General features: G+C 30.9%; 12 protein-coding genes. All 12 read right to left on the reverse strand.

The window, feature by feature from the left end; all coding sequences use genetic code 11:
• Nucleotides 1-32: 32 nt before the first annotated feature.
• Nucleotides 33-1571, reverse strand: coding sequence for a citrate lyase subunit alpha (citF, locus tag CSGHG_RS11230; protein ID WP_010295142.1), 1539 nt, complete (start codon nucleotides 1569-1571; stop codon nucleotides 33-35).
• Nucleotides 1572-1660: 89 nt separating this feature from the next.
• Nucleotides 1661-2533, reverse strand: a complete 873-nt coding sequence (locus tag CSGHG_RS11235) for an HpcH/HpaI aldolase/citrate lyase family protein (protein WP_010295144.1) — start codon at nucleotides 2531-2533, stop codon at nucleotides 1661-1663.
• Between the two features lie 14 nt (nucleotides 2534-2547).
• Complete coding sequence (gene citD / locus CSGHG_RS11240) at nucleotides 2548-2811, reverse strand: citrate lyase acyl carrier protein (RefSeq protein ID WP_010295146.1); 264 nt, start codon at nucleotides 2809-2811, stop codon at nucleotides 2548-2550.
• A gap of 57 nt (nucleotides 2812-2868) precedes the next feature.
• The gene (locus CSGHG_RS11245; RefSeq protein WP_010295148.1) at nucleotides 2869-3426 is read right to left on the reverse strand and encodes a Fe-S-containing hydro-lyase; all 558 of its coding nucleotides are present in this window, start codon (nucleotides 3424-3426) and stop codon (nucleotides 2869-2871) included.
• Nucleotides 3427-3442: 16 nt separating this feature from the next.
• Nucleotides 3443-4285, reverse strand: a complete 843-nt coding sequence (locus CSGHG_RS11250) for a fumarate hydratase (protein WP_010295151.1) — start codon at nucleotides 4283-4285, stop codon at nucleotides 3443-3445.
• A 179-nt stretch (nucleotides 4286-4464) separates the two neighbouring features.
• Nucleotides 4465-5709, reverse strand: coding sequence for a methylaspartate ammonia-lyase (locus CSGHG_RS11255; RefSeq protein ID WP_010295153.1), 1245 nt, complete (start codon nucleotides 5707-5709; stop codon nucleotides 4465-4467).
• 66 nt (nucleotides 5710-5775) lie between these two features.
• Nucleotides 5776-7230 carry a methylaspartate mutase subunit E gene (locus CSGHG_RS11260; protein ID WP_010295154.1) on the reverse strand — a complete coding sequence of 485 codons (1455 nt, stop codon included), beginning with the start codon at nucleotides 7228-7230 and terminating at the stop codon, nucleotides 5776-5778.
• Nucleotides 7231-7250: 20 nt separating this feature from the next.
• Nucleotides 7251-8645 carry a methylaspartate mutase accessory protein GlmL gene (gene glmL / locus CSGHG_RS11265; RefSeq protein ID WP_010295155.1) on the reverse strand — a complete coding sequence of 465 codons (1395 nt, stop codon included), beginning with the start codon at nucleotides 8643-8645 and terminating at the stop codon, nucleotides 7251-7253.
• Between the two features lie 27 nt (nucleotides 8646-8672).
• The gene (glmS, locus tag CSGHG_RS11270) at nucleotides 8673-9083 is read right to left on the reverse strand and encodes a methylaspartate mutase subunit S (protein ID WP_010295157.1); all 411 of its coding nucleotides are present in this window, start codon (nucleotides 9081-9083) and stop codon (nucleotides 8673-8675) included.
• Nucleotides 9084-9107: 24 nt separating this feature from the next.
• Nucleotides 9108-10091 (reverse strand): GntR family transcriptional regulator, encoded by a 984-nt coding sequence (locus CSGHG_RS11275; protein ID WP_010295159.1) that lies wholly within the window; start codon nucleotides 10089-10091, stop codon nucleotides 9108-9110.
• Between the two features lie 256 nt (nucleotides 10092-10347).
• Complete coding sequence (cwlD, locus tag CSGHG_RS11280) at nucleotides 10348-11067, reverse strand: N-acetylmuramoyl-L-alanine amidase CwlD (protein WP_010295162.1); 720 nt, start codon at nucleotides 11065-11067, stop codon at nucleotides 10348-10350.
• Between the two features lie 225 nt (nucleotides 11068-11292).
• A complete protein-coding gene (locus CSGHG_RS11285; protein WP_010295163.1) occupies nucleotides 11293-12921 on the reverse strand; it encodes a Na/Pi cotransporter family protein in 1629 nt (542 codons plus the stop codon).
• Nucleotides 12922-14033 lie beyond the last annotated feature (1112 nt).

The following is a 14033-nucleotide window of genomic DNA, read 5'->3' on the forward strand; positions in this document are numbered from 1 at the left end:
AATAGAGTAACTCTATTTTGAAGCTTTTTATATTACATTGGTTTTTTTATTACATCTATTACAGATCCGTCTCTGTATTCTACTACAGCAACTACTTCATCAGATAATTCAACTGCTTTTGGAGCACCTGTCATCTTTTCAGCTGTAGCTTTTAATTCGTCTATTGTCATTATTGGTAGATTTGTTTGTTTTAATTTTTCTATTAAATCTGTTCTCTTAGGGTTAACAGCAATTCCTCTTTCAGTTACGATAACATCTATACTATCTCCTGGAGTTGTTATTGTTGTTAACTTATCTTTTACAATTGGAAGTCTAGCTTTTGTAAGTTGTGTAACTATTATAGTTAACTTAGCTCCAGCAGCTGTATCACTGTGTCCACCAGAACCTCCCATTATAGTTCCATCAGAAGCTGTTGTAACGTTAACGTTAAAGTTTGTATCTATTTCAGTTGCTCCTAATATAACTATGTCTAAGTTATTTACTACAGCACCTTTATTGTCTGGGTTACCATACATAGATGCTGACATTCTCATATGTTCATGAGATGTTGAATAAGATTCAACAGCTTTTAAGTCAAAGCATTGAACATCAAATAAGTTTTTGAATAATCCTTCTCTGTACATATCAACTATGTATCCAGTTATTCCACCTGATGCAAAGCTTCCTTTTATTTCTTCTTTTTTCATATATTCTCTAAGCTCTGCAGCTACTGCTAGAGATGTTCCACCAGCACCTGTTTGGAAACTCATTCCGTCTTTTACAAGACCTGATGCTATCATAGTTTCTAAAGCCATTTTAGCTATTTTTAATCCTACTGGATCTTTAGTTATTTGAGTTGTTCCAGAAACTATTCCTTTTGGATCTCCTATAGAATCAACTTTTACAATATAATCAACATATATTTGGCTGATTTCTATTGGACAGTTTGGATAAGCTACTAAATTATCAGTTATAGCAACAACTTTTTCTGCACCTTCTGCATCACTTACTGCATATCCTAAAGCTCCGCAAGCTGATTTTCCGTATAAACCATTAATATTTCCATACATATCACAAGCTGGTGCTGCTATAAATGCTACATCTATGTGTAAATCTCCACTTTCTATAGCTCTAGCTCTTCCACCATGAGTGTGCATTACTGCTGGGTATTTTAATCTACCTTCAGATATTGCTTTTGCAACTGGACCTGAAATGTAGTTTGCACAAATTCTAGTTACTACGCCACTTTCTATATAGTCTACAAGTGGTGCATGTACTGGGAATATTGAACTTGCTGCGATTCTTATATCTTTTATTCCTCTTTTTGCGATAGCTTCTACAACCATATTTAAAACATAGTCACCATTTCTTAAATGGTGGTGGAATGATATTGTCATTCCATCTTTTAAATTAACTTTGTCTAAAGCATCTTCTATATTATTTAATAATTTTTCATCCATTGGAGTTACTGATTTTACATTAACAGCAGCCTTTTGTTTTTCTCCTGCTTTTGCAAAAACTCCTTCAAACGGCATAACTTCACCATATCCATCTATAAAGCTAGGAAGTTCACGTCCTAATACGTTTTTCATAATATCACCTCAATAAATTACCTTTACTTCTAAGTCATCTATAAATTAACTAATATAACGACTAATTATTTTTTAAAATCTATCTATTCTTAAAGTAATCCTAATATTTTAGCTAATTCAACTGTTGTTTTTGCTCTATTTATGATTGGAGCATCTACCATTTTTCCGTCTAATGAGAAAACTCCTTTTCCTTCTTTTTGAGCTTCTTCCATAGCTTCTAAAACTCTTACTGCATGTTTTATTTCTTCTTTAGTTGGAGCATATACTGAATGTATTCCATCTATTTGTCTTGGGTTTATAGATGCTTTACCAGTCATTCCTAATGATTTAGCTTTTGCAGTATCTACTAGTAATCCGTCTAAATCATTTGTATCAGTAAATGGAGTATCTATTGCATCAACTTTAGCAGCTTTACAAGCTATTGCAACTCTATTTCTTGCATAGAATACTTCTTCACCTGCTTTAGTTCTTTTTATTCCCATGTCTGAAGTATAATCTTCTCCACCTAAAAGAACTCCTGCAACTCTTTTTGATGACTTAATTATTGAATAAATGTTTTCAACACCATAAGCACTTTCTGCTATTGGGAATAGTTTTATTGATCCTATCTCAAAACCTTCTTCTTCTTCAATTTTAGTAAGTCTTCTATCTATTTCTATTAACTCTTCTTCTGTAGCTTTAGGAACCATTATTGTATCTGGTTTCACTCTAGCTATAACATCTATATCTTCATCAGCAAATTCTGTTGTAAGTGGGTTAATTCTAACAACCACTTCAACATTACTGTAATCTACATTTTTTATTGCTTCTCTTACAAGTACTCTTGCACTATCTTTTTCTGTAAGAGAAACTGCATCTTCTAAGTCTAGTATTATTGAGTCTGCTCCTAAAATTCCTGCATTTTGAAGCATTCCTGGATTATTACCAGGCATAAAAAGCATAGTTCTTCTTAATTTTTTCATTTTATTCACCTCTACTACTGAGCTCTTTTTACAGCTGTTTCTACTCTAGCTTTTATAGTGTAATCTAGTGCCCCTTTATCTTGAGCCTTTACTATAGCACTTTCCACTTTTAGCTCTTTTAAAGTTTCTAAAATAACTTTTCTTATTTCTTCACCAAATTGCTTCATTACTATACTCTCAAGGTCTAATTCTATACCTTTTTCTTCGCTCGGCATAATCATTATATAAATATCATTAGATTCTAAAGTACCTGCTTTCGCAACTTTTTTTATATCCATAGTATTCACCTCTAATTTTTCACGGTTATTTTAATAGCTAAGCTACTAAAACGCTATCTATTTTACTGAATTTAAATATGCTTCTTTTCCCATCTCATAAAGGTTATTTCCTTCACAGTCTATAACAACTACTAATGGTAAATCTTTAACTTCTAATCTTCTTACAGCTTCTGCACCTAGATCTTCATAAGTTACAATCTCTGCAGTCTCTACGCATTTAGCCATTAGTGCTGCTGCGCCACCTATTGCTGCAAAATAAACAGCTTTATTTTTCTTCATTGATTCAATAACTTCTTTTGAACGTAAGCCTTTACCAACCATTCCTTTTAATCCTTGATCTAAAAGTTGTGGTGTATAAGCATCCATTCTATAGCTAGTTGTTGGGCCTGCTGATCCTATTGCCATTCCTGGTTTCGCTGGTGTTGGTCCAACATAATATATTAAACTATCTTTTACATCTATAGGTAATTTCTCACCTTTTTCTAATAAATCAACAAATCTTTTATGAGCTGCATCTCTAGATGTATATATTACTCCTGAAAGTAATACACTATCTCCAGCTTTTAAATCTTTTACTTTTTCTTCAGTTAATGGCATAGTTATTCTTTTTTCCATTACTAAATACCCCCTATTAAAGCTCTACTTCAGCATGTCTTGTAGCATGACAGTTTATGTTTACTGCAACTGGTAATCCTGCAATATGAGTTGCATATGTTTCTATATTTACAGCAAGAGCAGTTGTTTTTCCACCAAATCCTTGTGGTCCTATTCCTAAACTGTTTATAGCCTCTAGTAATTCATTTTCAAGCTTTTCATAGAAAGGATTTGAATTTCTCTTATCAAATGGTCTTATTAAAGCTTTTTTAGCTAAGTTTGCAGATCTATCAAAAGTTCCTCCAATTCCAACACCTACAACTATTGGTGGGCATGGGTTTGGACCGGCCTCTTTAACTACTTTTAATATAAACTCTTTAACACCGTCTAGTCCATCAGATGGTTTTAACATTTTTATTTGGCTCATGTTTTCTGAACCAAATCCTTTTGGTGCTACTGTTATTTTTAATTTATCTCCTGGAACTACATTATAATAAATTATTGCTGGTGTATTATCTTTAGTATTAACTCTATCTAATGGGTCTTTAACAACAGATTTTCTTAAATATCCGTCTGTATATCCTCTTCTAACACCTTCATTTATAGCATCTTCTAAGCTTCCACCAACTATGTGAACTTCTTGTCCAAGCTCAACAAATACACATGCCATTCCAGTATCTTGACACATTGGCATGTTTTCATTTTTAGCTATATCAGCATTAGTTATTATTTTATCTAATATACCTTTTGCTATATCCCAATTTTCATTATCTCTAGAGTTAATTAATGCATTTTTAACATCTTCACCTAAGTAATAATTAGCATTTATACATAACTCTCTTACTTCTTTACTTATTTGTTCAACATTAATTTCTTTCATTGCAACTCCTCCAAAATTGGCAGTCTATTTTTTATTATTATAAAAATTTTCTACTATGTAAAACTTTATCTTATACAATTAAACTTTTATTTTAATTTAAGTCTATAATATAAAATTTATGTTATTCATAGTGTAAAAGGCAGTTTTTTATAAACCGCCTTTTATCTAATATATATTTATTATTTGTTTCTTCTGTTAACTAATGCAACTACTCTGTTCATTTCGTTGTTAACTATCATATATCCTTCGTCAACACCCATACCTGGTTTTGCAAGACATTGGTCTGCTCCACAAGCTATTGCGATGTTAGTGCAGATTTCTGCAGATCTATTTGTTTCGTTACAAGTTCCTCCACAGTAAGCTCCTACACCTTTTTTCTTACAGTATAATATAGAATCTATGATATTGTTAACTCCGCCAAGGTCTGGAGTTTTGATTTGTAGCATATGTCCTGCATTGTTATCAGCGAAGAATTTAACATCATCGTATGTGTTACACCATTCGTCTGCAACAAGCTCAACATTCATTCCTCTGTTGTTTATTTCAGTTGTTAAGTCTCTTAAAGCTTCCATTTGTCTTTCTCTATGTTCAACATCCATAGGTCCTTCAATTCTTAATTTGAAAGGTTTAGCAGCTTCTTCTAATGTTTGGATATAATCAGCCATTGCTTTTGTATCGTAATCGAAAGCTACTCCTATTGTTCCATAAACGTCTATGTGGAATACTGGGCTATAGTCTTCACAAGTTCTTAATTTTAGAACTCTGTCACTTAACCATTTAACATATGCATGTAATTTTTCACCATTGTTACCTAATTTATCAGCAACATGGTTGATTAAAGCGTGAGGCATTACGTCTGCACCTTTTATAATCATTTTGTCTGCATTATCGTATCTGTCATCTCCAGATTGAGTGAATATAGGAATTCTTTTTATTTCTACTCCTGTGTTGTATTCATCTCTTACAACTTCAGCCATAGTTACTTTTTTAGCTTTTGCTACACCATCAAGGATCGCTTGAGTTACACCATATCTGATAGCTGTATGTAATCTTTTTCCATCAACTGTCATGTGATCAAACTCTTCTGCTAAAGCTTTGAAGTTTTCTAATTCTCTTCCTATTAATTTAGGTGCGATTTCTTTTTCAATAACTGGTATAAAGTCTTTTGCTAAGAATAATGGATCTCTTCCACCTGCTCCTGAGTATTGAACTGCTGCACAATCTCCACAAGCTACTTGACCATCTTCAAGTACTAACATTACAGATATAGATTCTCCAGCTTGTCTTACAGATGTAAATCCTTCAGTCACAGCTTCTCCTACATATGTAAATCCATCATGTCCTGCTCCTTTTTTTATAGCTCTTTGGTCATCAAAATAGAATCCTGTTCTTCCTGCTGAACATATTACGTCAACAATTTTCATATAAAACACCTTACCTTCTAAAGATTAATAAGTATATATTAATTTATTTTTTTAACAATTTAATTATTATTCAGGTCTTCCTACTAATTTACCTTTTCCAACAGCGAATATATCATCAACTGTCATTTGGAAGCAAACATCTCTTCCTTCAAATTTAGCTCTTTCTTCTAATTTGTTTAAGTTATAAGCTTTTAATTCTTCAGTGAATGGAATGTTTCCTAATTTTAAGTATCTTACAGCACCATCGTTATCTCTTGCAGGCATCATTTTACCAGCATTGTATTTGCTTGGTGCGAATGGGATATCTAATAATCCTCTTTCGAATGCTTTAACTGTTCCTATAGCTAAGTCGCCATTTCCAGCTTCATAAACTGCTTCTAACATACATTTAGTTTCAGCTTTTATTATGTTAATTTCCTCTTCTAACTCTTTAGACATTGCCATTCTTTGTCCTTCAAGTAAGTTTAGAGTCATTTTTGTTGTTTTTATACCTTGTGCATTAGCTTCTTTTGTTGGGATACCAATAGCTTCGTGTGTAGTTTTAACGATAACTTTAGTAGCTCCAGCTAAAGCTGCTGCTGCTGAACCTGTAGATATAACACCATAAGCTTTTGCTTCGTCAGCAGGGAATCCACCCATCCATTGGTGGAATACTGTTGTAACAAATACATCATTGTATCCATTAGCTTTTAAGTATTCATTACATTGCTCTTCTAATGCTCTTATAGCTGCAACGTCTTGGATTAAGTTTCCGCATTGACCGTATCCTACAGTAATGTTTTTAACACCTTGCTCTGCTGCAAGTAAAGCTTCTATTATAGCTACTACGTTTGATGTACTTGGTGGTACTAATGTTCCAGTTAATGGACCATATGGTTCTCTGTTTATTGATACACCATGTTCTTCATAGTAACCAACTAGTCTATCGCAGTACTGCCAATCTAAGATTGTTTTTTCTAATGTAACATTTTTAGCATATGGTATGTTATAAGATATACCACCACCCTCATTTGATGTCCATCCTGATGCGTGTGTAATTTCTGCAAGTAATCTTCCGTCTGGAGTACCGTGTCTTGATTCTATTGGTAAGTTAACTGATTCAAATACTTTTTTACATCCAGCTACACCATGGTTAACTCCTGGGAATCCGTTAAGTAATGATCTTCCTTCTTTTATACTTTCTTTTATTCCAACTTCACATTCTTCATATCTATTTTGTCTTGTATAACTATCTATTGTTGAAGGTAGTAAGTCTGCTCCACCTTCATTTTGTAAAAATGATAATAATTCTACATGCTTATCTATTAAAGCAACACCTGCTCTTGGTTGTGCTAAAGTAATTCCTTCTTGTTTTGCTTTTACTAATTTCTTAGCAAAGTTTTTGTGGTCTGGAATTGTTTTATTGTACTCTATTCCATCTTGTATATTGGCTACATCTTTTCCTGTTGGCCATTGTGCTAAAACTTCTTCTCTTACTTTGAAAAATTCCTCTTCAGTCCATTTTTTATTTTTAAGTTCCACTTTAAATTACCTCCTGATAATTACACATTAACTAAATATTTTTTCATAATTCTAACGGCTTTATCCGGATGATCATGTGCTAACAATCCCATCGCTGATAATATATAACTCTTATCTAACAAGAATTCTGGTTCCTCTGGTTTTAATGACGTTGGGTTTTCTTTTGTAAAAGTACCAGCATTCAAAATATCTCCTGGATTTTTACTATGAACTAAAACTCCACCTGTACCTATCATATATTTAACTTTCATAAGGTCTTTACCTATTTGGTTAAACACAACTCCCATTGGAGTATATACATTTTCAATACATCCTGCATGTCTTTCAAGTGCAAGTTCAGTGGCTACTTTAGCCATAGCTTCATCAAATTTTATTTCCTCGTCATCCTTAGGTACCATTTTTATGTTTTCATATCTATATTTACAACACTCTTCTATATTTACTTCTCTTTTTTCATCACCTAAGTAATTTCTTAGCTTTCTAGAGCCACCAGCTTCCCAAAGAGAAACTGCAGAATATCGCATTCCCAAATCACCTTCAACAGTTCTTTTAGCAAAAGGTTCTTCAAGTCCTCTCATGTTAACTCCTGCCTTTGTTGGTTCTCCATCAGCTATTGAGTGAATATCAGTAGTTGCTCCTCCAATATCAACAACTATTAAGTCGCCAATACCTTCTTCCTCATCGCTACCTTCACTTAACACTCTTGCAGCTTTTAATACTGCCGCTGGCGTAGGCATTAATATTCCGTTTACAAAACTTTCTGCATTATTAAGGCCCTTTGCATCTGTTATTTTATCCATGAATACTTTTCTTATTTCTTCACGGGCTGGTTCAACATTTAATGAATTTAATGTTGGCATAACATTTTCAGTTACACTAAAGTAAATACCAGCTTTTTCAAATATCTCTCTTATTTCATCATTAGCTACTTTATTACCAGCAACTACCACTGGAACATCTATGTTATGCTTTACAATCATCTTAGCATTATGTATTACACACTGTTTATTACCACCATTTGTTCCACCTGCTAGAAGTATTATATCCACATCCGAATTTTTAATTTCTTCTGCTTCAGAATTTGTTATTTCATAACTATATACTTTTAACACTCTTGCTCCAGCGCCTAACGCTGCTCTTTTGGCTGCTTCTGCAGTTAAGTCTGGAACTAGACCTAAGGCAACCATTTTTAATCCACCAGCTGCTGATGAACAAGCTAATTTTTTTACAAAGTTTACATCTTTGCCTTCTAATTGCTCTTCTAACTTCTTATAAGCCTTATCAAAGCCAGTCATAATATCATCTTCAATTGTTGTTATATCTTTTGCTGAAGCTAATATTTCTTCATTTTCAATATCTACAGCTGTAAGTTTTGTGTAGGTACTACCAAAGTCTAAAAGTAAGTATGCATCCACTTTAATCACTCCACTTTTGTATATTTATTATAGTCCTAAATCTTCTTTTAAATCGTGAATTGTTGTTTCAAGACTTGTTCCAGGTGGGTAAACTCTGTCAAATCCCATAGCTTGGAATCTTCCAAGAACTTCTTCCCAGTTTTGTTTTCCTACAACTATGTTTCCACCTACATAAAGTAAAATGTCTTTTAATCCAGCTTCATCACATTTTTCTCTTAATCCTCTACAGTCAATTTCTCCATGACCATAAAGTGAAGATACTATTATAACGTCTGCATTAGTTTCTACTGCTGCATTAATGAAATCTTCTTGTGGTGATAATACACCTATATTTATTACGTTGAATCCTGCTTCTGTTAAAGCATAATCTAGGATTTTATTACCAACTGCGTGACAGTCAGCTCCTATAACTCCAAGAACTAAAGTTTTCTTTTCCATTTCTAAAGCCTCCCTAAAAAATAATTAATTGTGATTAGTATTTTGCTTATATTTTATTTCAATTAGCTTAGACTTAAGTGCTTTTACAGAACCCGCATCTAAACTATAAGAAAACTCAATTATTTCTTTATTGTGAATATTCAGTATAGAGATATCCTTTACTCTTCCCGGCGTAACTATTAGAACATCAAACTCTTCAACTATCTTTTTTAGTTTGTCCACTTCTAATTCGTTGAAATATTGTACATTTAAATCTGCAAGCCCTGAGTCATCTAATGCTGCTTTCATTTTAAAAATCATTTCTTGTGATATACATATGAAAGCAAAACTTGTCTCATAAGGGTGTCTCGCGATTTTCACTATAGATTCCAACTTAGGATTTATAGCTACTCCTAAAACTTCTCTATTTATTTCCTTTATTGCATTTTTAACTTCATTTACGTGATTGAATGTTGCAATTATAACCTCGCTGTCATTTACTATTTTTTTTGTTTTTTCTGACATTTCATTAAGTTCTGACACCGTTAAAGGTATAACATTCATATTACTATTTTCGCTTAATTGTTTACTAAACATTCTTGATTGTTCAATGTTACATTCAACAAAAATTGCTGTAACTTTTTTCATCAATTCTTTTTTTTCTTTAACTCTTTCTATTACTATTTCTAGAAAATCTTCTGCTTCTACACCAATTTCTAGAGCCTCTTCAAGGGCTAAATCAACAAACTTTATTAGCTTGTTTTTTATTTCCTCATCCTTCCAGGAAATAACTTCTTCTGCTACGAATGTTCCTTTTCCTTGAATAGACTTTAATACACCACTATTTTCAAGTTGTTTATAAGCAGTACTTATTGTATTCCTACTTACTTTTAGCTCTTGTGAAAGTTCTCTTTCCGTTGGCATTTTGTTTCCTACCTTGAGAGTACCTTCTTTTACCAAATCCATTATTTGCTTTTTAACTTGAATATAAAGTGGTATTCCGCATTTTTTATCTACCACAATATTCATAAATACCTCCCAAGTCTAAATGGACTAATGGACTAATCCATTTACCATTTACAATGTAATAATAACATATGGCCCTATCTAATTCAATGCCAATTTTGATAAAAATCAAAAAAAAGCCGACCCAGATTTCCCGTTCGGCAAGTTTCGATTCATTTGTGTGAATCTTTTTTAAATTTTCTCTATTTTTAATTTATATTTTTTTGTTTTTATTTATTTTTTTACAGTTTTCTGCAAATTTTTTCATATTTTTCTCATTTTACTTACTTTTTGTACCATTTTTATAATAATATTCTATTGACTTGAACAATGATTGTGCAACTTTTTTTTGATAACTTTCATCTTTTAATTTAGACAAATCTTCATTATTTGATAAAAACCCACATTCTATAATAAAACCTGGCATAGTATCATTAGTTCTTAATACCTTATAAGCATCTTTTGCTGGTTTTGCCTGCCTTTTATTATTGGTATCTAAATCTTCTTTTAAGTTGTTTTGTACTATTTTGGAAATAACTTCACTTTCTGGATTATTTGAGTACCATACTTGCGCTCCTTTACAACTAGCATCTTTAAATTTATTTAAATGTATACTTACAAACAAATCACAATTAGTTTCTTTCTTTAATTGACATCTAGCATTTAAATCTTCATTTTTCTTTTGTCTTACAGTTCCATTCTCTGAATATAAACCTGTATCTTCATATCTAGTTAAATACACATTATATCCTGATTCTTTTAAAAGTTTTTCAAGTTCAAGAGCAATATTAAGATTTATATGTTTTTCTACAGTACCATCTGATGCACTAGCACCACCATCCATACCTCCATGTCCTGGATCTATAAGTATAGTTTTAACTTTATTATCATTTAAATTAACCACATCTTCACTTATTTTTAAATCTGTTGTAAAAAAACTTCCAAGTACAATTAATATAGCCATTAAAGTACCAATTAAAATACTATTTTTATATTTCATATTTTCACCTCTAATTTGTCTGTTTTAACATAATTTAAGTTGCATTAAATTTTTTCTAATATTCCTCTATTTAATATGCCCACATACTCTTATAAATATTACTATACTAATTAAATTAGCTTGATTGAGCTAAAATATTGGCACTATATGGATTTTATGACTATAATTTTATTTTATAAAAAAAATAACATCTCAAAACAAAATTGTTTTGAGATGTTATATCTATTAATTATAAGCAGTTTCTGCAACTATCTCTGCTATATTTACTGCATGGTCACCTATTCTTTCAAAGTTACTTATAACATCTAAGAATATTGCACCTACTGTTGCATTACAAACTCCATTATTAAGTCTTTTTATATGTGATGATCTTAATTGTTTTTCTAAACTATCGATTCTGTCCTCCACTGATCTAACTGTATCAGCTTTGTCCTTATTATAGTTTTTAAAACACTCAATACTCATTTCTAAAGAGTTAATTGTATAATTAAATATATCATTTAATTCTTTAACGCCTTCCTCAGAAAAGTCCGCATTCTTAGTCATTTTTTCACTAGCTAAATCTGCTATATTTTCAGCATGATCACCTATACGTTCAATGTCATTAACAACATGGAACATTGCCGCAACCATTCCCTTTTGTTCTTCTCCCAATTCACTATTAGATAATTTAACCAAAAATTTAGTTATATCATCTTCTAATATATTTATAAGCTTTTCTTGCTCATATACCTTTTTTAGAGCCTTCTCATCATTATAAACAAAAGCTTTCATGGCATATTCAACATTTTCTTTAGCTTTAGTACCCATTCTTACAAGTTCATTTGTTGTTTGACCTAAAGCAATTATAGGGGTTTCTAATAATCTTTCGTCTATGTACTGAACACCTATTGTGTCTTTTTCATCTTCACCTGGTATTAACTTGTTAACTAATGCAACTAATGGTTTTATAAACCAAATTAATAATAATGTATTAATAACATTAAATATAGTATGTGCATTTGCTATCTGTCTTTTTACAGCTTCTGCATCATTTCCTGGTGTTATAGCCTGAACTATGTTAGCAAGTTGAGTTGCAAATCCTATAAATATAAGAGTTCCTATTACATTAAATAGTAGATGTATTACTGCTGCTTTTTTAGCTGTTTTAGAAGTTCCTATACTTGATATCATTGCTGTAACACATGTACCTATATTACTACCTAATAATATCGGTATGGCTACACTTAATGGTAATGCTCCTGTTGATGCAAGTGCAACTAGTATACCTGTTGAAGCTGAAGAACTTTGAATTACAGCTGTCATAACAGCTCCTAGTAGTACTCCTAATAATACTTTACCTTGTAATTTTAATATTAAAGTTGCAAATATTGGTGAATCCGCTAATGGTGACATAGCATTTTTCATCAAATCTAATCCTAAAAATAAAATACCAAATCCTAAAACTATGTTTCCTATTTGTTTCTTCTTATTATTCTTTGAGAATAATACTATCATTGCACCAATTGCTAAACATAATGGTGCTAAAAAATCCATTTTAAAAGCAATTAATTGAGCTGTAATAGTCGTACCTATATTAGCTCCCATTATAACAGCTGTAGCTTGATATAAATTCATAAGACCTGCATTAACAAATCCTACAACCATAACTGTAGTAGCACTACTACTTTGAATTATACCTGTTACTATAGCTCCTGTTAAAACTCCTTTTACTGGGTTAGATGTTATCTTATCAAATACGCTTTTTAATCTGTCTCCAGTAGCATTTTCTAAACCGTCTCCCATCATTGTCATTCCATAAAGAAACAGTCCTAATCCGCCGAACAGACTAACTATTGTGGTAAATAAGTCCATAGATTACCTCCAAAATAATTTTAACTTTTATCTAAAATTCCTATTAAATGATACCTCAAAATTAAGTTCATGTTAATATATACAGAACAAATTTAACATAAACATAACATAAAATGAAATCTTCTAAATTCACTGTTATTTTAAGCTAATTTTTTTACCACAACTTATGTATATCCTTTATACAGGTATAACCATTAATTTAATATAAATATGTATTATATTAAATTGACTTATAAATAAAATTATAAATCTTCTTATTTAATACTATAGGGAAACAAGCTCAAATTTAAATTTATCAATAACTAACATATTATTTTAGTTAAAAGTTAAGAGTGAATAGTGAACAGTTATAGTTATTACTACTCACTTTGTTCCTATTAACTCTCAATGTATCTTTTTATAAATTTGCAAAGTAAATTATATTGATATATTTTTAAAAATCATTTTCAGAAAGTGGTTACCACTTTCATCCTAAATTCTTAATTCATAATTCATAATCCTTAACTAACTATATTTGTACTTATTTTTCTCAACTGATAACAAAAATTTGATGAATAAATTTAAACTGAAGCTTGCTTCCCTATATAGAATTCCAGATTAAATTTTAAACTTATTCATTTATTAAATGAGAAAACTAAAATTATTACTTTATGAATAACTAGTAGATTATTTTAGTTAACAATTACTAGTTACGGTGATTATTATTCAATATTCTCCTAATAATACCAAATGTACTTTTTTAGGACTAGATTTTATTGCTTTATGTTTTATTAATATCCTTTCAATCTTATTTTAAAAATAACTTATGAAAAATAAATTTCCACACTCCTATCCTTCTTGTTACAGCTGTAAACTTTGGATATAACTTCAGTTAACTTTATATTCCAAATTAAAGGTTTCATTATTCTAATTTAAAAAACTCATTCTCAGTTTCCTCCATTACTTTTGACTCTTAATTCTTAACTTTTAACTACTTATAGTTATACTATTTTTATTAAGTAATTATATTTCAGTAAATTCAAATACTTTTAATTTCTTTATTTTTAATTAATTAACATTTTTAATTTAGGTTAAAAATTTAATTTTTAATTTATCTTTAATTTCATATTTTA

Source organism: Clostridium senegalense JC122 (genome assembly GCF_000285575.1).
Classification (GTDB): domain Bacteria; phylum Bacillota; class Clostridia; order Clostridiales; family Clostridiaceae; genus Clostridium_J; species Clostridium_J senegalense.

Coding starts and splice junctions, on each gene's coding strand:
- citF (WP_010295142.1), bottom strand. CDS start 1,571: ATGAAAAACGTATTAGGACGTGAACTTCCTAGCTTTATAGATGGATAT.
- CSGHG_RS11235 (WP_010295144.1), bottom strand. CDS start 2,533: ATGAAAAAATTAAGAAGAACTATGCTTTTTATGCCTGGTAATAATCCA.
- citD (WP_010295146.1), bottom strand. CDS start 2,811: ATGGATATAAAAAAAGTTGCGAAAGCAGGTACTTTAGAATCTAATGAT.
- CSGHG_RS11245 (WP_010295148.1), bottom strand. CDS start 3,426: ATGGAAAAAAGAATAACTATGCCATTAACTGAAGAAAAAGTAAAAGAT.
- CSGHG_RS11250 (WP_010295151.1), bottom strand. CDS start 4,285: ATGAAAGAAATTAATGTTGAACAAATAAGTAAAGAAGTAAGAGAGTTA.
- CSGHG_RS11255 (WP_010295153.1), bottom strand. CDS start 5,709: ATGAAAATTGTTGACGTAATATGTTCAGCAGGAAGAACAGGATTCTAT.
- glmS (WP_010295157.1), bottom strand. CDS start 9,083: ATGGAAAAGAAAACTTTAGTTCTTGGAGTTATAGGAGCTGACTGTCAC.
- CSGHG_RS11275 (WP_010295159.1), bottom strand. CDS start 10,091: ATGAATATTGTGGTAGATAAAAAATGCGGAATACCACTTTATATTCAA.
- cwlD (WP_010295162.1), bottom strand. CDS start 11,067: ATGAAATATAAAAATAGTATTTTAATTGGTACTTTAATGGCTATATTA.
- CSGHG_RS11285 (WP_010295163.1), bottom strand. CDS start 12,921: ATGGACTTATTTACCACAATAGTTAGTCTGTTCGGCGGATTAGGACTG.